The 21,204-nt window shown below is 68.6% G+C and carries 12 protein-coding genes; 11 read left to right on the top strand and 1 reads right to left on the bottom strand.

What is annotated here, in order from left to right; genetic code table 11:
• Window positions 1-223: 223 nt before the first annotated feature.
• The 11 genes from glf (at window position 224) to AC5Y2S_RS03855 (ending at window position 19,333) form a co-directional block, all read left to right on the top strand.
• Window positions 224-1,420 (top strand): UDP-galactopyranose mutase, encoded by a 1,197-nt coding sequence (glf, locus tag AC5Y2S_RS03905; RefSeq protein WP_499953895.1) that lies wholly within the window; start codon window positions 224-226, stop codon window positions 1,418-1,420.
• Complete coding sequence (locus AC5Y2S_RS03900; protein ID WP_499953894.1) at window positions 1,417-3,309, top strand: glycosyltransferase; 1,893 nt, start codon at window positions 1,417-1,419, stop codon at window positions 3,307-3,309. The genes glf and AC5Y2S_RS03900 overlap by 4 nt, the downstream gene beginning before the upstream one ends.
• A complete protein-coding gene (locus AC5Y2S_RS03895) occupies window positions 3,302-3,838 on the top strand; it encodes a phosphatase PAP2 family protein (RefSeq protein WP_499953893.1) in 537 nt (178 codons plus the stop codon). The genes AC5Y2S_RS03900 and AC5Y2S_RS03895 overlap by 8 nt, the downstream gene beginning before the upstream one ends.
• Window positions 3,835-4,743 carry a decaprenyl-phosphate phosphoribosyltransferase gene (locus tag AC5Y2S_RS03890; RefSeq protein WP_499905324.1) on the top strand — a complete coding sequence of 303 codons (909 nt, stop codon included), beginning with the start codon at window positions 3,835-3,837 and terminating at the stop codon, window positions 4,741-4,743. Before AC5Y2S_RS03895 ends, AC5Y2S_RS03890 begins: the two co-directional genes overlap by 4 nt.
• Entirely contained in the window at window positions 4,730-6,703 is a 1,974-nt protein-coding gene (gene aftB / locus AC5Y2S_RS03885; protein WP_499953892.1) for a terminal beta-(1->2)-arabinofuranosyltransferase, read from the top strand. The genes AC5Y2S_RS03890 and aftB overlap by 14 nt, the downstream gene beginning before the upstream one ends.
• Window positions 6,704-7,044: 341 nt before the next feature.
• Complete coding sequence (gene ag85A, locus AC5Y2S_RS03880) at window positions 7,045-8,085, top strand: diacylglycerol acyltransferase/mycolyltransferase Ag85A (protein ID WP_499953890.1); 1,041 nt, start codon at window positions 7,045-7,047, stop codon at window positions 8,083-8,085.
• A 151-nt stretch (window positions 8,086-8,236) separates the two neighbouring features.
• Window positions 8,237-9,124 carry an esterase family protein gene (locus tag AC5Y2S_RS03875; RefSeq protein WP_499953889.1) on the top strand — a complete coding sequence of 296 codons (888 nt, stop codon included), beginning with the start codon at window positions 8,237-8,239 and terminating at the stop codon, window positions 9,122-9,124.
• Between the two features lie 129 nt (window positions 9,125-9,253).
• On the top strand, window positions 9,254-10,264 hold the full coding sequence (culp6, locus tag AC5Y2S_RS03870; RefSeq protein WP_499953888.1) for a carboxylesterase Culp6: 1,011 nt from the start codon (window positions 9,254-9,256) through the stop codon (window positions 10,262-10,264).
• A gap of 282 nt (window positions 10,265-10,546) precedes the next feature.
• The gene (fadD32, locus tag AC5Y2S_RS03865) at window positions 10,547-12,439 is read left to right on the top strand and encodes a long-chain-fatty-acid--AMP ligase FadD32 (protein WP_499954376.1); all 1,893 of its coding nucleotides are present in this window, start codon (window positions 10,547-10,549) and stop codon (window positions 12,437-12,439) included.
• Between the two features lie 11 nt (window positions 12,440-12,450).
• Window positions 12,451-17,745 carry a polyketide synthase Pks13 gene (pks13, locus tag AC5Y2S_RS03860; protein ID WP_499953886.1) on the top strand — a complete coding sequence of 1,765 codons (5,295 nt, stop codon included), beginning with the start codon at window positions 12,451-12,453 and terminating at the stop codon, window positions 17,743-17,745.
• Entirely contained in the window at window positions 17,705-19,333 is a 1,629-nt protein-coding gene (locus tag AC5Y2S_RS03855; RefSeq protein WP_499953885.1) for an acyl-CoA carboxylase subunit beta, read from the top strand. The genes pks13 and AC5Y2S_RS03855 overlap by 41 nt, the downstream gene beginning before the upstream one ends.
• A 74-nt stretch (window positions 19,334-19,407) precedes the next feature.
• Here the strand turns inward: AC5Y2S_RS03855 and AC5Y2S_RS03850 are convergent, their stop codons facing one another.
• On the bottom strand, window positions 19,408-21,192 hold the full coding sequence (locus AC5Y2S_RS03850; RefSeq protein WP_499953884.1) for an acyl-CoA dehydrogenase family protein: 1,785 nt from the start codon (window positions 21,190-21,192) through the stop codon (window positions 19,408-19,410).
• Window positions 21,193-21,204: the final 12 nt, after the last annotated feature.

Genomic DNA, 21,204 nt, shown 5'->3' with positions numbered 1-21,204 from the left:
TCGGCGTGCCCCGTCCGTCCTATCCGGCATGAAGCACACAGACTTGATGGTACAAGTGAGATTGTTGTGACTAGAGTGCCGATATTGAATCGTGAGGTAATTGGGACTCCGACCGTGACCGCCGATTCCGCCCGTTCCGAAGCGGGCGTCACCTGGACTAACCCCGACGCCTTGGCCTCGCCAAATGGGTTAGGGCCGCGCGGTCGGATACCCTAAGCAACCGATGACAGCTCGTTTCGACCTCCTCGTCGTCGGCTCCGGATTCTTCGGCCTGACCATTGCCGAGCGCGCGGCTACCCAACTCGGGAAGCGCGTGCTCGTCCTCGACCGGCGCTCGCATTTGGGCGGCAACGCGTACTCCGAGGCCGAGCCCCAGACCGGCATCGAGGTGCACAAGTACGGCGCGCACCTGTTCCACACCTCCAATAAGAGGGTGTGGGACTACGTGCGGCAGTTCACCGACTTCACCGGCTACCAGCACCGGGTGTTCGCGCTGCACAACGGGCAGGCCTACCCGTTGCCGATGGGGCTGGGCCTGGTTTGCCAATTCTTCGGCAAGTACTACAGCCCCGACGAGGCGCGCCTCCTCATCAAGGAGCAGGCCGCCGAGATTGAGTCCGCCGACGCGCAGAACTTCGAGGAGAAGGCGATCTCGCTGATCGGGCGCCCGCTGTACGAGGCGTTTATGAAGAACTACACCGCCAAGCAGTGGCAGACCGACCCCAAGGAGCTGCCGGCGTCCACCATCACGCGGTTGCCCGTGCGCTACACGTTCGACAATCGCTACTTCAGCGACACATACGAGGGGCTGCCGGTCGACGGCTACACCGCGTGGCTGAAAAACATGGCCGCCGACGAGCGCATTGAGGTGCGGCTGGATACCGACTGGTTCGACGTGCGCGACGAACTCCGTGCTGCCAGTCCGGATGCCCCAGTCGTATACACCGGCCCGCTGGACCGCTACTTCGACTACTCGGAGGGCCGATTAGGCTGGCGCACTTTGGATTTCGAGGTCGAGGTGCGCGACACCGGCGACTTCCAGGGCACGCCGGTGATGAATTACAGCGATCTAGACGTGCCCTACACCCGCATCCACGAGTTCCGCCACTTCCATCCGGAGCGCGACTACCCCACCGACAAGACGGTGATCATGCGGGAGTTCTCGCGGTTCGCCGAAGACGACGACGAGCCCTACTATCCGATCAACACCGAGGCCGACCGCGCCCTGCTGGCCGCCTACCGCGCCCGGGCGAAGGCCGAAACCGCGGCGGCGAAGGTGCTCTTCGGCGGGCGGCTGGGCACCTATCAATATCTCGATATGCACATGGCGATTGCCAGCGCATTGAGCATGTACGACAACACCCTCGCGCCGCACCTGAGCGAGGGCAAGGATCTAGTGGAGGAAGGCGCGGGGGGATGACCGCTATTAGCCTGCTTTCCAGAATCATCCTGCCGCGTCCGGGTGAACCCCTCGACGTGCGCAAGCTGTATCTGGAGGAATCGACCACCAACGCGCGACGCGCCCATGCGACGACACGCACCTCGTTGCAGATCGGCGCCGAGTCCGAGGTGTCGTTCGCGACGTACTTCAACGCGTTCCCGGCCAGCTACTGGCGGCGCTGGTCGATCTGTAAGTCCGTGGTGTTGCGGGTCGAGCTGACCGGAACCGGACGCGTCGACATGTACCGGACCAAGGCCACCGGGGTGCGGATCTCGGTGGAGGGCCGCCAATTCGTCGGCACCGAGGATCAGCCTGCCGTCGTCGAGATCGAGGTTCCCCTCAAGCCGTTCGAGGACGGCGGGTGGATCTGGTTCGACATCACCACCGACACCGCGGTCAGCCTGCTCAGCGGCGGCTGGTACGCGACCGAGCCCGCTCCGGGCACGGCCAACGTCGCCGTCGGCATCCCCACGTTCAACCGTCCCGCGGACTGCGTCAACGCGCTGGCCGACCTCACCGCGGATCCATTGGTGGACAAGGTAATTGGTGCGGTGATCGTGCCCGACCAGGGCGTCCGTAAGGTGCGCGACCACCCGGACTTCCCGGCCGCGGCCGCCGGTCTGGGCGATCGGCTGTCCATCCATGACCAGCCGAACCTCGGCGGTTCCGGCGGATACAGCCGGGTGATGTACGAGGCGCTGAAAAACACCGATTGCCAACAGATCCTGTTCATGGACGACGACATTCGCATCGAGCCGGACACGATCCTGCGGGTGCTGGCGCTCAACCGCTTCGCCAAGGCGCCGATGCTGATCGGCGGTCAGATGCTCAACCTGCAGGAGCCGTCGCACCTGCACATCATGGGCGAGGTCGTCAACCAGTCGAACTTCATGTGGACCGCCGCGCCGCACGCCGAGTACGACCACGACTTCGCCGAGTTCCCGTTGAACGACAACAACGACCGCAGCGCGCTGCTGCACCGGCGCATCGATGTCGACTTCAACGGCTGGTGGACGTGCATGATCCCGCGCCAGGTCGCCGAGGAACTCGGCCAGCCGGTGCCGTTGTTCATCAAATGGGACGACGCCGAATACGGTCTGCGCGCCGGCGAGCACGGCTATCCGACGGTCACCCTGCCCGGGGCCGCGATCTGGCACATGGCCTGGAGCGACAAGGACGACGCCATCGACTGGCAGGCCTATTTCCACCTGCGCAACCGGTTGGTGGTCGCGGCGCTGCACTGGGACGGCGACATCACCGGACTGGTCCGCAGCCACCTCAAGGCGACGCTGAAACACCTTGCGTGCCTTGAGTACTCGACCGTCGCGATCCAGAACAGGGCCATCGACGACTTCCTGGCCGGTCCCGAGCACATCTTCTCGATCCTGGAATCGGCACTGCCGGAAGTGCACCGCATCCGCAAGCAGTACCCGGACGCGGTCGTGCTGCCGGCCGCGAGCGAACTGCCGTCGCCGCAGCACAAGACCAAGGCGATGAAGCCGCCGGTGAACCCCGTTTCCATCAGCTACCGGCTGGCACGCGGGATATTGCACAACATGACCGCGGCCGACCCGGAAGCCCACACGCGTCCGGAGTACAACGTGCCGACCCAGGACGCGCGCTGGTTCCGGCTGTGCACGGTCGACGGCGTGACCGTCACGACCGCCGACGGGTGCGGCGTGGTGTACCGGCAGCGCGACCGGCGAAAGATGATGTCGCTGTTGGCCAAATCGCTGCGCCGTCAGCGCCGGCTGCTGGGCCGGTTCGACGAGATGCGCCGGGTCTACCGGGAGGCGCTGCCCGCGCTGTCCAGCAAGCAGAAGTGGGAGACGGCCTTGTTGCCAGCCGGCGAACCCCAGCATGGTTGAAACGGCCGCCCCGCGCGGTGAGGTGGCCGCGCTGGTCGCCGTCCAGTCGGCGCTGGCCGATCAGCCCGGTGCGTTGGGCGCGGCCCGCGGGCTGTCCCATTTCGGCGAACACAGCGTCGGCTGGCTGGCGGTGGCGCTGCTCGGCGCGGTGCTGATGCCTAGCCGTCGCCGCGAGTGGCTGGTGGCCGGCGCCGGCGCGTTCGTCGCGCACGCCGCCGCCGTGCTGGTCAAGCGCCTGGTGCGGCGCAAGCGGCCCCACCACCCGGCCGTCGCGGTGAACGTCGGCACGCCAAGCCAACTGAGCTTTCCCTCCGCGCATGCCACCTCGACCACCGCCGCCGCGATCCTGATGGGTCGCGCCACCGGGCTGCCATTGCCCGTGTTGCTCGTCCCTCCGATGGCGCTGTCGCGGATACTGCTGGGCGTGCACTATCCCAGCGACGTAGCCTTCGGCATCGCCCTCGGTGCCGCCGTCGCCGGAGTCGCGGACCGCAGCGACGTGTGGTGCCGAAAGAGGTGCACCGAATGAGCGAAGACGTGGTGGTCGGACCTCCGGCGAACCTGATCGTCGGCGTGGTCAAGGCGATCCGCCCGCGGCAATGGGTGAAGAACGTACTCGTCCTGGCCGCGCCGCTGAGCGCGGCGGGCCGCGGCCACCGATACGACTACGGCCAGCTGGGAATTCAGGTGGCGGTGGCCTTCGCGGTGTTCAGCCTGGCCGCCTCGGCGGTGTACCTGATCAACGACGTCCGCGACGTCGAGGCCGACCGCGAACACCCGACCAAACGGTTCCGCCCGATCGCGGCAGGCGTGGTGCCCGAGTGGCTGGCCTACGCCCTGGCCGTGGTGCTCGGGGTGGCGTCGCTCGGCGTGGCGTGGTGGCTGACGCCGAACCTGGCGGTGGTGATGGCGGTCTACATCGCCATGCAGCTGGGCTATTGCTTCGGCCTCAAGCACCAGGCCGTGATGGACATCTGCATCGTGTCGTCGGCGTACCTGCTGCGGGCCATCGCCGGCGGTGCGGCCACCGATACCCGGCTGTCGCAGTGGTTTTTGCTCATGGCGGCATTCGCGTCGCTGTTCATGGTGGCCGGCAAGCGCTACGCCGAACTGCAACTGGCCGAGCGCACCGGCGCGGCGATCCGCAAGGCGCTGGAGAGCTACACCAGCACCTACCTGCGATTCGTCTGGACGATGTCGGCCACCGCGGTGGTGCTGTGCTACGGACTGTGGGCGTTCGAGCGGGAACACGGCGAGGCGGGCTGGTTCGTGGTGTCGATGGTCCCGTTCACCATCGCGATCCTGCGCTACGCCGTCGACGTCGACGGCGGGCTGGCCGGGGAGCCCGAGGACATTGCGTTGCGTGACCGGGTGCTGCAGCTGTTGGCGCTGGCGTGGATCGCAACGGTTGGGGCCGCCGTTGCGTTCGGCTAGCCCCCAATTGAAGGCGCTGGGGGTGGCGGTGATGCGCCGGCCGGTGATCCGGCGGGCCGGCCGGCCGCTGTTCCCCTACGTCACTCCGGTGCGGGTCAGCCTGTGGATCAGCGTGGCGGTGGTGGCCGTCCTGTTCGGGTGGGGCGCGTGGCAGCGGCGTTGGATCGCCGACGACGGGCTCATCGTGCTGCGCACGGTGCGCAACTTGCTGGCCGGCAACGGCCCCGTTTTCAACCAGGGCGAGCGGGTCGAGGCGAACACCTCCACGGCGTGGACCTACCTGATGTATCTGGGCAGCTGGGTCGGCGGGCCGGTGCGCATGGAGTACGTGGCATTGGCGCTGGCCCTGACGCTTTCGGTGCTGGGCGTGGCGCTGCTGATGCTGGGCGCCGGCCGGCTGTACGCGCCCAGCCTGCGGGGCCGCCGGGCGATCCTGCTGCCCGCCGGGGCGCTCGTCTACATCGCGCTGCCGCCGGCGCGTGACTTCGCCACGTCGGGTCTGGAGAGCGGCCTGACGCTGGCCTACCTCGGGCTGCTGTGGTGGATGATGGTGTGCTGGGCGCAGCCAGTGCGCGGGCGTCCGGGTGGCCCGGCCTTCATCGGAGCGCTGGCCTTCGTCGCCGGGTTCAGCGTCCTCGTCCGGCCGGAGCTGGCGTTGATGGGCGGGCTGGCGCTGATCATGTTGCTGGTCGCCGCCCGCGACTGGCGGCGCCGGGTGCTGATCGTGGTGGCCGGCGGATTCCTGCCGGTCGCCTACGAAATCTTCCGGATGGGCTACTACGGCCTGCTGGTGCCCGGGACGGCGCTGGCCAAGGACGCGGCCGGCGACAAGTGGTCGCAGGGCATGATCTACCTCTCGAACTTCAACGCGCCCTACGCGGTGTGGGTGCCGGTGCTGCTGCTGGTGCCGCTGGGCGTGCTGTTGGTGGTCGCCCGGCGACGCCCGTCGTTCCTGCGTCCCGCGCTGTCACCGGATTACGGTCGCCTGGCCCGGGCGGTGCAGAGCCCGCCGGCGGTCGTCGCATTCGTCCTCGTCAGCGGTCTGCTGCAGGCGCTCTATTGGATCCGGCAGGGCGGCGATTTCATGCACGCGAGGGTGTTGCTGGCGCCGCTATTTTGTTTGCTGGCGCCGGTGGCGGTCGTGCCGCTCGCCCTTCCCGACGGCCAGGACTATTCGCGGGAGACGGGCTCCTGGGCAGCCGGTGCCGCGGCGGCGCTGTGGCTGGGCGTGGCGGGCTGGTCGCTGTGGGCAGCAAACTCACCCGGGATGGGCGACGACGCCACGCACGTCACCTACTCGGGGATCGTCGACGAGCGCCGCTTCTACGCCCAGGCCACCGGGCACGCGCACCCGCTGACGGCCGCCGACTACCTGGACTACCCGAGGATGGCGGCCGTGCTGACCGCGCTGGACAACACCCCGGAGGGGGCGTTGTTGCTGCCGTCAGGCAACTACATCCAGTGGGACCTGGTGCCCATGCTGCAGCCCGCCCCCGGGGACACCAAGGCGCCGCAAAAGCCGCAGCACGCGGTGTTTTTCACCAACCTGGGCATGCTCGGGATGAACGTCGGCCTCGACGTCAGGGTGATCGACCAAATCGGTCTGGCAAACCCGCTGGCCCAGCACACCGAGCGGCTCAAGCATGGCCGGATCGGGCACGACAAGAATCTCTTCCCGGACTGGGTGATCGCCGACGGCCCCTGGGTCAAGGTGTATCCGGGCATTCCGGGTTATCTGGACGTGAATTGGGTTGCCCAGGCCGTCGCTGCCCTGAAATGCCCCGAGACCCAGGCAGTGCTCAGCTCGGTTCGAGCCCCAATGACCTTGCACCGCTTCGTCTCCAACGTCGTGCACTCCTTCGAGTTCACCAAGTACCGAATCGATCGTGTTCCGCTCTACGAACTCGCGCGGTGCGGGCTGCCGGTGCCGGAGGCAATCCCGCCGCCTCCGCGCGAGTAGAGCCGCCGGGCTTAAATTTTTTTCCGCGGGTGTCGAATTCGGTTCCGCAGGCGCGTCCCCGGACATTGCCAGCAATCTCACATCTGTGCTCTCACCAGTGCGCACCCGGGGCCAAGCACATGCGGAAACGCGATTCTCCGTGCCGGCGTTCGGCCCGAAAATCGTTGGGGAGGAGCGCCAAATCGTGGTTTGCCCGAGCCGCTCGATGAGAGGGGACGCCCGAAGGTGTGGTTGACTACACGAGCACTGCTGCGCGCGACGTATGCAGTCGGACCCAATTCGGGGATGCGTCCAATCGGAGAAATGCGCCGAAAGGCCGAAAGAAGGATGAGGAAGCAAGGATGACGCTTGTCGACAGGTTTCGCGGCGCCGTGGCTGGTATGCCACGACGGCTCGTGGTGGGGGCCGTTGGCGCGGCCCTGCTCTCGGGTCTGATTGGCGCCGTGGGGGGCTCGGCGACCGCCGGGGCGTTCTCGCGCCCGGGTCTGCCGGTGGAGTACCTGCAGGTTCCCTCGGCCGCAATGGGCCGCGACATCAAGATTCAGTTCCAGAGCGGCGGCGCCAACGCGCCCGCGCTCTACCTGCTCGACGGCATGCGCGCGCAGGACGACTACAACGGCTGGGACATCAACACCCCCGCGTTCGAGTGGTACAACCAGTCGGGCATCGCCGTGGTTATGCCGGTCGGCGGGCAGTCCAGCTTCTACTCCGACTGGTACAAGCCCGCCTGCGGTAAGGCCGGCTGCACCACCTACAAGTGGGAGACCTTCCTGACCAGCGAGCTGCCCGCTTACCTGCAGGCCAACAAGCAGGTCAAGCCGACCGGCAGCGCCGCCGTCGGTCTGTCGATGGCCGGTTCGTCGGCGCTGATCCTGGCCGCCTACCACCCGAACCAGTTCGTCTACGCCGGCTCGCTGTCGGCGCTGCTCGACCCCTCGCAGGGCATGGGGCCGTCGCTGATCGGTCTGGCCATGGGCGACGCCGGCGGCTACAAGAAGGACGACATGTGGGGGCCGTCGAGCGACCCGGCCTGGCAGCGCAACGACCCGTCGCTGCAGGTGGGCAAGCTCGTCGCCAACAACACCCGCATCTGGATCTACTGCGGTAACGGCAAGCCGTCCGACCTCGGTGGCGACAACCTGCCCGCCAAGTTCCTCGAGGGCTTCGTGCGGACCAGCAACCTGAAGTTCCAGGACGCCTACAACCAGGCCGGTGGCCACAACGCGGTGTTCAACTTCGACGCCAACGGCACGCACGACTGGCCGTACTGGGGCGCGCAGCTGCAGGCGATGAAGCCTGACCTGCAGTCCACGTTGGGCGCCACGCCCGGCGCCGGCCCGGCCACCGCCGCGGCCGCCGGCAACCAGGGCACCGGCACCTAAACCGAGCAGCAACGCAACTAGCGGCGGGCACCTTTCGAGGTACCCGCCGCTAGTTGTTCGCGGGCTGTGTGATCTGTTTCACTACCCGCGGGACGGGACGCTCGCGTCGCTGGCTAATGTGCAGACAGCGACTAGACGATGGAGGGTGGACATGAAGGTCGTGCGGGGTCTGTCAACGTTGCTGTTCGGCGTGGTTCTGGCCTTGGGGCTGACGGGTCCCGTCGGGACGGCCCGCGCGGCGGGCTACGAAAGCCTGATGGTTCCCTCGGCGGCGATGGGCCGTGACATTCCGGTGGCCTTCATGGCGGGCGGTCCGCACATGGTGGTGCTGCTGGATGCGTTCGACGCCGCGCCCGACGTCAGCAACTGGGTCACCGCGGGCAACGCGATGAACACGCTTGCCGGCAAGGGCATTTCGGTCGCGGCGCCCGCGGGCGGCGCCTACAGCATGTACACCAACTGGGAGAACGACGGCAGCAAGCAGTGGGACACCTTCCTGTCCAGCGAGCTGCCCAACTGGCTGGCCGCCAACAAGGGCCTGGCGCCGGGCGGCCACGCCGCCGTCGGCGCCTCCCAGGGCGGCTACGGCGCGATGGCGCTGGCCGCCTTCCACCCCGACCGTTACGGCTTCGCCGGCTCGCTGTCCGGCTTCCTGTACCCGTCGAACACCACGACGAACGGTTCGATCCTGGCCGGCCTGCAGCAATTCGGCGGCGTCGACGGCAACGGCATGTGGGGGGCCCCGCAGCTGGGCCGGTGGAAGTGGCACGACCCCTGGGTGCATGCCGCCCTGCTGGCGCAGAACAACACCCGCGTGTGGGTGTTCAGCCCGACCACCGACGCGGCCAGCGATCCCGCCGCCATGATCGGTCAGGCCGGCGAGGCGATGGGCAACAGCCGGATGTTCTATCAGCAGTACCGCAGCGTCGGCGGGCACAACGGCCACTTCGACTTCCCGGGCGGCGGCGACAACGGCTGGGGCTCGTGGTCGGGTCAGCTGGGGGCCATGTCGGGCGACATCGTGGGCGCTATCCGCTAGGACGCCTCAGCTTCGAGGCCCGGGGCTCCGCCCCGAAACGCCGGTACCGTGTAGGGAAGTGCAGCAGGGGGCGGACGTCTGCTTGCCTGGAACCGAGCTGCGATTGACCGACTCTGCTAGCAGGAGAACATGACGACGAGCGCGCGCCGCAAGCGCCACCGGACCCTCGCCTGGATCGCCGCCCTGGCCGTGGCGGGCGTCGTGCTGCTGGTCGTCGTGGCCGTCATCATGCTGCTGCGCAATCCCGAATCCCCGCCGAGCGCGGTGCCCCCCGGCGTGCTGCCGCCGACCTCCACCACGACCCACCCGCACAAGCCGCGCCCGGCGTCCCAGGACGCCTCGTGCCCCGACGTGCAACTGATCAACGTTCCGGGCACCTGGGAGTCCGCCCCGCAGGACGACCCGCTCAACCCGGGCCAGTTCCCGAATGCGTTGCTACACAAGGTGACCACCGAGATCTCCCAGCAGTTCCCCTCCTCGCGGGTGCAGACCTTCACCACCCCCTACACGGCGCAGTTCCACAATCCGCTGGCCGGCGACACGCAGATGTCCTACAACGAGAGCCGGGCGGAGGGCACCCGCGCGACCGTGCAGGCGTTGACCGACATGAACAACAAGTGCCCGCTGACCAGTTACGTGCTGATGGGCTTCTCCCAGGGCGCGGTGATCATCGGCGACATCGCCAGCGACATCGGCAACGGCCGCGGACCCGTCGACGACGACCTGGTGCTCGGTGTGACGTTGATCGCCGACGGCCGCCGCCAGGACGGCGTGGGCAACGACATCGGGCCCAACCCACCGGGCGAGGGCGCCGAAATCACGCTGCACGAGGTGCCGGTGCTGTCCGGGCTGGGCCTGACCATGACGGGCGCGCGGCCGGGCGGCTTCGGCGCGCTGAACGGCAAGACCAACGAGATCTGCGCCCCGGGCGATCTCATCTGCGCCGCTCCGAACGAAGCGTTCAGCGTCGCCAAGCTGCCCGACACCCTGAACACCCTGGCCGGGGGCGCCGGGCAGCCGGTCCACGCGCTGTATGCCACGACCGAGTTCTGGAATCTCGACGGGGCCCCGGCGACCGATTGGACGCTGAATTGGGCCCGCGGGCTGATCGAGAACGCGCCGCGTCCCAAACATGGGTGACGCCGGCGGCGGACATGCCGCGACGTAGGCGAATCCGTGACGCGATCGGCGGTACCTTGTGATTTGGTCTGCCGCGAGGCGGCCCTTAACATTAAGAGAAATTTAAGAGCAACCAGGCTTCGTTGCGGTCCCGATCGGGGGCCGAGCTGGCTGGGACACGCACGGACCGGCGCTGCCAGGCGTGCATAGGCGGCTCGTGTATAGAGGACCCGTCGGCGAAGCCGACGGCGAGGCTTGGGTCGGCGAAGCCGACCAGACATGGTTGTGACAGGAGAGGGCGGCATGGCGTACCACAACCCGTTCATCGTGAATGGAAAAATCAGGTTTCCGGACAACACGAACCTGGTTCGTCACGTTGAGAAGTGGGCGAAGGTTCGCGGGGACCGGCTCGCGTATCGATTCCTGGACTTCTCCACAGAACGCGACGGTGTGGCACGCGACATCTCGTGGGTCGACTTCGGTGGTCGCAATCGCGCCGTCGGCGCCCGGCTGCAGCAGGTAACCCAGCCCGGTGACCGCATCGCCATCCTGTGCCCGCAGAACCTGGACTACCTTGTCTCATTCTTCGGCACGCTCTACTCGGGCAGGATCGCGGTGCCACTGTTCGATCCGGCCGAGCCGGGCCACGTCGGTCGCCTGCACGCCGTGCTCGACGACTGCACCCCGTCGACGATCCTGACCACCACCGACGCCGCCGAAGGCGTCCGCAAGTTCATCCGTGCCCGTTCGGCAAAGGAACGGCCGCGCGTCATCGCCGTCGACGCGGTGCCCAATGAGGTTGCGTCCACCTGGCAGGAGCCCGAGGCCGACGAGAACACCGTCGCCTACCTGCAGTACACCTCCGGCTCGACCCGCGTCCCGAGCGGGGTGCAGATCACCCACCTGAGCCTGCCCACCAACGTGCTGCAGGTGCTGAACGCGCTGGAGGGCACCGAGGGCGACCGCGGGTGCATGTGGCTGCCGTTCTTCCACGACATGGGCCTGATCACCGCGCTGCTGTCGTCGGTGCTGGGGCAGAACTTCACCTTCATGACCCCGGCCGCGTTCGTGCGCCGGCCCGGCCGTTGGATCCGCGAACTCGCGCGCAAGCCCGGCGAGACCGGCGGGGTCTTCTCGGCCGCGCCGAACTTCGCGTTCGAACACGCCGCGATGCGCGGCCTGCCCCGGGACGACGAGCCGCCCCTGGACCTGAGCAACGTCAAGGGGATCCTCAACGGGAGCGAGCCGGTGAGCCCGGCGTCCATGCGCAAGTTCTACGAGGCCTTTGCGCCGTATGGCCTGAAGGAGGAGGCGATCAAGCCGTCCTACGGCCTGGCAGAAGCGACGCTGTTCGTCTCGACGACGCCGATGGAAGAGAAGCCGAGGGTCATTTACGTCGATCGGGACGAGCTGAACAACCAGCGCTTCGTGGAGGTGCCCGCCGACGCGCCGAAAGCCGTCGCGCAGGTTTCCGCCGGCAAGGTGGGGGTCGACGAATGGGCGGCCATCGTCGACCCCGACACGGCCAGCGAGGTTCCCGATGGGCAGATCGGCGAGATCTGGTTGCACGGCAAGAACCTGGGGGTCGGCTACTGGGGCAAGGAAGAGGAGACTTTCGAAGTCTTCAAGAACATCCTCAAGTCGCGGGTCCCCGAGTCCCATGCCGAGGGGGCGCCCGACGATGGGCTGTGGGTGCGTACCGGCGACTACGGCACCTACCACAAGGGCCACCTCTATATAGCGGGCCGGATCAAGGACCTCGTCATCATCGACGGCCGTAACCACTATCCCCAAGACCTGGAGTACACGGCGCAGGAATCCACCAAGGCGTTGCGCGTCGGCTACGTCGCCGCCTTCTCCGTTCCGGCCAACCAGCTGCCGCAGATGGTGTTCGACAACCCGCACGTCGGGCTCAAGTTCGATCCCGAGGATTCCTCCGAGCAGCTGGTGATCGTCGGGGAACGCGCCGCCGGTGCGCACAAGCTCGATTACCAGCCCATCGTCGACGACATCCGGGCGGCCATCGCCGTGGGGCACGGGGTGACCGTGCGCGACGTTCTGCTGGTGCAGGCCGGAACGATTCCGCGTACCTCCAGCGGCAAGATCGGGCGCCGGGCCTGCCGCGCCGCCTACCTCGACGGAAGCCTGCGCAGCGGCGTCGGTTCCCCGACCGCCTTCGCGGGCGAAAACGACTGAACCCAGGAACCATGACTGAATTAGACGAATCCCAGGAGAACCTGCCCGCCAAGAAGACCGAGATGACGGTCCCCGAGATGCGCCAATGGCTGCGCAACTACGTCGCCAAGGCCACCGGGCAGTCGCCCGACTCGATCGACGAGTCGGTGCCGATGGTCGAGCTGGGCCTGTCGTCGCGCGACGCGGTGGCGATGGCCGCCGACATCGAGGACATGACCGGCGTCACCCTGTCGGTCGCGGTGGCGTTCCAGCATCCGACCATCGAATCGCTGGCGACCCGGATCATCGAGGGCGAACCCGAGGCGGACCTGTCGGGCGACGACGTCGTCGACTGGTCGCGCAAGGGCCCGGCCGAGCGCGTCGACATCGCGGTCGTGGGCCTGGCCACCCGGCTGCCCGGCGACATGAACAGCCCCGAGGAAACGTGGCAGGCGCTGATCGAGGGCCGCGACGCCATCACCGACCTGCCCGAGGGCCGCTGGGAGGAATTCCTGGAGGAGCCGCGGCTGGCCGAGCGGATCGCGAAGGCCCGCACCCGCGGCGGCTACCTGAAGGACATCAAGGGCTTCGACTCCGAGTTCTTCGCGATCGCCAAGACCGAGGCCGACAACATCGACCCGCAGCAGCGGATGGCGCTGGAGCTGACCTGGGAGGCGCTCGAGCACGCCCGCATCCCGGCGTCGAGCCTGCGCGGCGAGGCGGTCGGCGTGTACGTCGGCGTCTCCAACCATGACTACGGCTTCTTGGCCATCTCCGACCCGACCGCCGCGCACCCCTACGCGATCACCGGTAACTCGCCGTCGATCATCGCGAACCGGGTGTCCTACTTCTACGACTTCCGCGGGCCTTCCGTCGCCGTCGACACCGCGTGCTCGAGCTCGCTGGTGGCGATCCACCAGGCCGTGCAGGCGCTGCGCAACGGCGAGGCCGACGTCGCGGTGGCCGGCGGCGTCAACGCGCTCATCACGCCCGCGGTGACGCTGGGCTTCGACGAGATCGGCGCGGTGCTGGCCCCCGACGGCCGGATCAAGTCGTTCTCCTCCGACGCCGACGGCTACACCCGCTCGGAGGGCGCCGGCATGCTGGTGCTCAAGCGGGTCGACGACGCCCGCCGCGACGGCGACCAGATCCTGGCCGTGATCGCCGGCACCGCGGTCAACCACGACGGGCGGTCCAACGGCCTGATCGCGCCCAACCAGGACGCGCAGGCCGACGTGCTGCGCCGGGCCTACAAGGACGCCGGCATCGATCCGCGCAACGTCGATTACATCGAGGCGCACGGCACCGGCACCGTCCTGGGCGACCCGATCGAGGCCGAGGCGCTGGGCCGGGTCGTCGGCAGGGGCCGCCCTGCCGACCGTCCGGCGCTGTTGGGCGCGGTGAAAACCAATGTGGGGCACATGGAGTCGGCCGCCGGCGCGGCCAGCATGGCCAAGGTGGTGCTGGCCCTGCAGCACGACAAACTGCCGCCGTCGATCAACTTCGCGGGCCCCAGCCCGTATATCGACTGGGACGCGATGCACCTGAAAGTCATTGACACGGCGACCGATTGGCCGCGCTACGGCGGCTACGCGCTGGCCGGGGTGTCCAGCTTCGGCTTCGGCGGGGCCAACGCGCACGTGGTGGTGCGCGAGGTCCTGCCGCGCGACGTGGTCGAAAAGGAGCCGGAGCCCCAGCCCGAGGCCACCGCGGCCACCGAAACGGCGGAAGCGCCCACGTTCGAGGCGCACTCGCTGCGGTTCGACGACTTCGGCAACATCATCCCCGACGCCTCCGCGGCGGTCGAGGAGGAAGAGCCCGACCTTCCGGAGGTCACCGAAGAGGCGTTGAGCCTCAAGGAGGCCGCGCTGGAAGAGCTTGCGACGCAAGAGCTGCCGCCGCCGGTTATCCCGCTCGTCGTCTCGGCGTTCCTGACGTCGCGCAAGAAGGCCGCGGCCGCCGAGCTCGCCGACTGGATGGAAAGCCCCGAAGGCCATGCGTCGTCGCTGGAATCGATCGGGCGGTCGCTGTCGCGCCGCAACCACGGCCGCTCACGCGCGGTGGTGCTGGCGCACGACCACGAGGAGGCCATCAAGGGCCTGCGCGCGATCGCCGAGGGCAAGCAGCGGCCGAACGTGTTCAGCGTCGACGGGCCGGTGAGCAATGGCCCGGTGTGGGTGCTGGCCGGTTTCGGTGCGCAGCACCGCAAGATGGGCAAGAGCCTGTATCTGCGCAACGACGTCTTCGCGCAGTGGATCGAGAAGGTCGACGCGCTGGTCCAGGACGAGCTGGGCTACTCGGTGCTCGAGCTGATCCTGGACGACTCGCAGGACTACGGCATCGAGACCACCCAGGTCACCATCTTCGCGATCCAGATCGCGCTGGGCGAGCTGCTCAAGCATCACGGCGCCAAGCCCGCCGCGGTGGTCGGCCAGTCGCTGGGCGAGGCCGCGTCAGCGTACTTCGCCGGCGGCCTGTCGCTGCGCGACGCGACCCGGGCCATCTGCTCCCGCTCCCATCTGATGGGCGAGGGCGAGGCGATGCTGTTCGGCGAGTACATCCGGCTGATGGCGCTGGTGGAGTACTCCGCCGAGGAGATCAAGACGGTGTTCGCCGACTTCCCCGACCTGGAGGTGTGCGTCTACGCCGCACCCACCCAGACGGTCATCGGCGGCCCGCCCGAGCAGGTGGACGCGATCATCGCCCGCGCCGAATCCGAGGGCAAGTTCGCCCGCAAGTTCCAGACCAAGGGCGCCAGCCACACCTCGCAGATGGACCCGCTGCTCGGGGAGCTCGCCGCGGAACTGCAGGGCATCAAGCCGATGAGCCCGACGTGCGGGATCTACTCGACCGTGCACGAGGGCAGCTACATCAAGCCCGGCGCGGAGCCGATCCACGACGTCGACTACTGGAAGAAGGGGCTGCGCCACAGCGTCTTCTTCACCCACGGCATCCGCAACGCCGTCGACAGCGGGCACACCACCTTCGTCGAGCTGGCGCCCAACCCGGTGGCGCTGATGCAGGTGGGCCTGACGACGGCGGACGCCGGCCTGCACGACGCCCAGCTGATCCCGACGCTGGCGCGCAAGCAGGACGAGGTCGAGTCGATCGTCTCGACCCTGGCGCAGCTGTACGTCTACGGCCACGACCTGGACCCCCGGACGCTGTTCACCCGCGCGGCGGGGCCCCAGGACTACGCGAACATCCCGCCGACCCGGTTCAAGCGCAAGGAGCACTGGCTGGACGTGCACGTCGCCACCAGCAGCGGCTCGGTGCTCATGCCGGGCAACCACGTCGCGCTGCCGGACGGCCGGCACGTCTGGGAGTACACGCCCCGGGGCCTGACGGACCTGGCGGCGCTGGTGAAAGCCGCTGCGACCGAGGTCCTTCCGGACGCGCAGCTGACCGCCGCGGAGGAGCGCGCCAAGCCGGGGGAGGGCTCCCGGCTGGTGACCACGCTGACCCGGCATCCCGGTGGCGCGTCGGTTCAGGTGCACGCCCGCATCGACGCGTCGTTCACGCTGGTGTACGACGCGCTGGTGACCCGGGGCGGCGCCGAGTCAGTGCTGCCGGTCGCGGTGGGCGCCGGCACCGCGACCGCGGCCCCGAGCAACGGGGCCGTCGCGGAGGCTCCCTCCGACGGCCGGGAGGAGGAGGCGCTCGGCGACAGCCTGACCAACCGGTACATGCCGGCCGGCTTCACCAAGTGGTCACCGGACTCCGGCGAGACCATCGCCGACCGGCTGGGCGCGATAGTCGGCGCGGCAATGGGTTACGAGCCCGAGGACCTGCCGTGGGAGGTGCCGCTGATCGAGCTGGGCCTCGACTCGCTGATGGCGGTGCGGATCAAGAACCGGGTCGAGTACGACTTCGACCTGCCGCCGATTCAGTTGACGGCCGTGCGCGACGCCAACCTCTACGCCGTCGAGAAGCTGATCGAGTACGCGGTCGAGCACCGCGACGAGGTCGAGCAGCTGGCCGAGCACCAGAAGACGCAGACGGCGGAGGAAATCGCCAGGGAGCAGGCCGAATTGCTCAGCGGCGGCACGCCCGCCTCGGTGGCGGCGCCGGCCCCCGACCCGCAAGCGCCGCCGGCCTCCGACCTGCCGGTCCCGCCGCCACCGACCGACCCGTCAGGCCCCGCCGCCAGCGGAACCAATGGCGCGCAGCCGAACCTGGCCGGCGCGGCCGAAGCGCTCAACTCCGAGGCGGTCGCCAAGGCGCTGAACTCCGACGTGCCGCCGCGCGACGCGGCCGAGCGGGTCGCCTTCGCCACGTGGGCGATCGTGACGGGCAAGTCCCCGGGCGGCATTTTCAACCCGCTGCCCAAGCTGGACGCCGCCGCCGCCGCCAAGATGGCGCAACGGCTTTCGGAGCGCGCCGAGGGGCCGATCACCGCCGAGGACGTGCTGGCGTCGGAGAACATCGAGGCGCTCGCCGAGAAGGTGCGCGAGCACCTGGAGGCCGGGGTCGTCGACGGTTTCGTGCGCACGTTGCGGGCGCGCCCCGAGGGCAGCACCCGGACACCGGTGTTCGTGTTCCACCCCGCCGGTGGTTCGACGGTGGTCTACGAGCCGCTGCTCAACCGCCTGCCGGCGGACACCCCGATGTACGGCCTCGAGCGCGTCGAGGGCACGATCGAAGAGCGTGCGGCGCAATACGTTCCGAAGCTCATCGAGATGCAGGGCGACGGGCCCTACATCCTGGCGGGCTGGTCGCTCGGCGGGGTGCTGGCCTACGCGTGTGCGATCGGGCTCAAGCGGCTGGGCAAGGACGTCGAGTGGGTCGGGTTGATCGACGCGGTGCGCGCGGGCGAGGAGGTTCCGCAGACCAAGGAGGAGGTCCGCAGGCGCTGGGACCGCTACGCGCGGTTCGCCGAGAAGACGTTCAACGTGACCGTCCCGGAGATCCCCTACGAGCACCTCGAGCAGCTCGACGACGAGGGCCAGATCCGGTTCGTGCTGGATGCCGTCAGCCAGAGCGGGGTGCAGATCCCGGCCGGGATCATCGAGCACCAGCGCACGTCGTACCTGGACAACCGGGCGATCGACACCGCCCAGATCCAGCCGTACGACGGGCACGTCACGCTCTACATGGCCGATCGCTACCATGACGACGCGATCATGTTCGAGCCGCGCTACGCCGTCCGCAAGCCGGACGGCGGCTGGGGCGAGTACGTGTCCGACCTCGAGATCGTGCCGATCGGTGGCGAGCACATCCAGGCCATCGACGAGCCGATCATCGCCAAGGTCGGCGCGCACATGACCCAGGCGCTGAACAAGATCGATGCCGAACGGCAGCAGGACAAGTCCGAACAGGTTAGGTAGGCAAGTAGTGACGGAGACCGTGCCAGCTCCAGCGCCCGTTCAGCACACCACTGCGGAGAAGTTGGCCGAGCTGCACGCTCGCCTCGAGCTGGCCAAGGAGCCCGGCGGCGAGAAGGCCGCCGCCAAGCGCGACAAGAAGGGCATCCCGAGCGCCCGCGCCCGGGTGCATGCGCTGGTCGATCCCGGCACGTTCTTCGAAGTCGGGGCGCTGGCCAAGACCCCGAACGACCCGAACGCGCTCTACGGCGACGGGTGCGTCACCGGCCACGCCATGATCGACGGCCGCCCGGTCGGGGTGTTCTCCCACGACCAGACGGTGTTCCAGGGCACCGTCGGCGAGATGTTCGGCCGCAAGGTGGCCCGGCTGATGGAATGGTGCGCGATGGTCGGGTGCCCGATCATCGGCATCCAGGACTCCGGCGGCGCCCGCATCCAGGACGCGGTCACCTCGCTGGCGTGGTACGCCGAGCTCGGCCGGCGCCACGAAGCGCTGTCCGGCCTGGTGCCCCAGATCTCCCTCATCTTCGGCAAATGCGCTGGGGGAGCGGTGTATTCGCCGATCCAGGACGACCTGCTCGTCTCGGTGCGTGACCAGGGCTACTTCTTCGTGACGGGACCCGACGTGATCCGGGAGGTCACCGGCGAGGACGTCACCCTCGACGAGCTCGGCGGCTCCGACGCGCAGGCCCGCTACGGCAACATCCACCAGGTCGTCGACTCCGAGGCCGAGGCGTTCCAATACGTACGCGACTTCCTGTCGTTCCTGCCGTCGAACTGCTTCGACAAGCCGCCGATCGTCAACCCCGGGCTGGAACCGGAGGTCACGCCGACCGATCTGGAGCTCGACGCGATCGTGCCGGACTCCGACAATGCCGCCTACGACATGAACGAGATCCTGCTGCGCATCTTCGACGACGGCGACTTCCTCGAGGTCGCCGCGCAGCACGGGCCGGCGATCATCACCGGTTACGCCCGTGTCGACGGGCGCCCGGTCGGCGTGGTCGCCAACCAGCCCATGTACCTGGCCGGGTCGATCGACAACGAGGCCTCCGACAAGGCGGCGCGGTTCATCCGCTTCTGCGACGCGTTCGACATCCCGCTGGTCTTCGTCGTGGACACGCCCGGCTTCCTGCCCGGTGCCGAGGAGGAGAAGCGGGGCATCATCAAGCGCGGCGGCCGGTTCCTCTACTCGGTCGTCGAGGCCGACGTGCCGAAGGTGACGATCACGATCCGTAAGTCCTACGGCGGCGCGTACGCCGTGATGGGCTCGCGGCAGCTGACCGCCGACTTCAACTTCGCCTGGCCGACCGCGCGCATCGCGGTGATCGGCGCCGAGGGCGCCGCCCAGCTGCTGATGAAGCGGTTCCCCGACCCGACCACGCCCGAGGCGCAGCAGATCAAGAAGGACTTCATCGAGGGCTACAACCTCAACATGGCGATCCCGTGGACCGCCGCCGAGCGGGGCTTCATCGACGCGGTCATCGACCCGCACCAGACCCGGCTGCTGCTGCGCAAGTCGATGCACCTGCTGCGCGACAAGCAGCTGTGGTTCCGCGTCGCGCGCAAGCACGGCCTGATCCCGGTCTAGTTTTTACCGCGAGCAGACGCAGAATCGCGCTCTTCATTGCGAAATCGTGCGATTCTGCGTCTGTTCGCGAGTGACTAGAGCGCCAACGCGCCGTCGACCAACTCCTCGAAACGCTCCAGCGCCTCGTCGGATTCGTCCTCGATCCCGCGCAGCGGACCGCGATCAGCGAGGTAGCGCCGCGCATACAGCCGGGCGACCAGCGCCTTGCGGTCACCGCCCCGGGTGTCGCGCTCCCAGGCGGCCTGCTCGGTGAGCAGCGCGCCCGCGTAGACGTCGCCCATGAACTGGGCCAGCGGGAACAGGCGCGCCTCGGCGACCTCCCTGTCGAGCTTGCTCCAGGCCGCGATCGCGGCGTCGAGGTCCTCGATGCGCCCGGCCACCAAGCGCGTGGTCTCGTCGTCGTCGGAAACCGACACCGCGTCGCGCAGCCGCGCCAGCAGCGTCTCGTGCGCACGGGACTGCTCGATGCCGCGCCGCACGTCGAGACACAGGATGTTGTCCGGGCCCTCCCAGATCGTGTTCACCTGCGCGTCGCGCAACAGCCGGGCCACGGGCCACGTCTCGATATAGCCGTTGCCGCCGTGGATCTCGATCGCGTCGGAGGCCGCGGTGATGCCGAGCCGGCACACCTTGAGCTTGGTGACGGGTACGGCGATGCGCTGGCGCATGCCGCGGGGCTGCCGGTGGTTGGTGGCGCCGGTGCCGTCGAAGACGAGCGCGAGCGCCGCCTCGACGTCGACGATCATCTCGGCGAGCTTGCGCCGCATCAGTGGCTTGTCGATGAGCGCCCCGCCGAACGCGTGCCGCTGCCGGGCGTAACACAGCGATTCCACCAAGGCGCGACGGGCGTTCGCGAGCCCGAACTGCGCGATGCCGAGGCGCGCGGCGTTGGTCAGTTCCATCATGCGGCCCAGCCCCTTGCCGTCGGACGGCCCCGCGTCCGAGCTCGGTTCGTCGGACAGCAGGAACGCCTCGGCGTCGACGAACTCGACCTCGCCGGAGGCCACCGAGCGGGTGCCGAGCTTGTCCTTGAGCCGCCGGACCCGCACCCCGTTGCGCGAACCGTCGCGGCGGTTGCGCAGTACGAGGAAATTCGCGACGCCGCGCGAGGAGTCCGGGGCGCCTTCCGGTTTGGCCAGCACGACGAACGCCTCGCCCGCGCAGTTCGACGCGAACCACTTGAACCCGTTGAGAATCCAGGCGTCACCGGCGCGCGTCGCGGTCGTCTCCAGCGCGCCCAGGTCCGAGCCGCCGGTGCGTTCGGTCAGCAACTGCGCGGTCTCCCCGGCCCACTCACCCGAGGCGAACTTGGCCAGCACGTGCTCGCGGACGTCGGCCGGCGCGTAGGCGGCCACCAGCGACTGGACCATGCCGCCGCCGGTGCCCAGCGCGCAGCCCATCCCGATGTCGGCCTGGTTGAGCAGGTAGTTGGACGCGAACAGGGGTAGGCCCGAACTCACCTTGGCGGCGCGCGCGTCGCTGCGCAGGGCCTGCTGGGCGTCCAGCACCGCGCGCTTGGACTGCGCGAACGACGCGGGCATGACGACGTGGCTGACGTCGTGTCCCCACCGGTCGTAGCGCTCCAGCCGCGGCGGGTTGCGGTCGGTCTCCTCGGCCCACCGCGCCACCGGGCCGCCCATCAGTTCGCCCATGCCCGCCAAATGGGGCTCCACCAAAGCCAATTCGCCCGGCCCCAGGTAGTAGGCCATGGTGAACTGCAGGGTGGGATCGGTGCGGTACCAATTCAGGCCCACGGCGCCGCGGTATTTCTCGGTCCGGTAGCGCTGCGACTTTTCCTCGGTGGAGAAGGGCAGCCGGTCCACGCCCTCTGACCCGTATTGCGGGTCGTGTTCGCTCATGAACGCGACGGT

This window comes from Mycobacterium sp. NGS69 (assembly GCF_059812165.1).
This window is presented reverse-complemented; position numbering and strand designations above follow the sequence as displayed.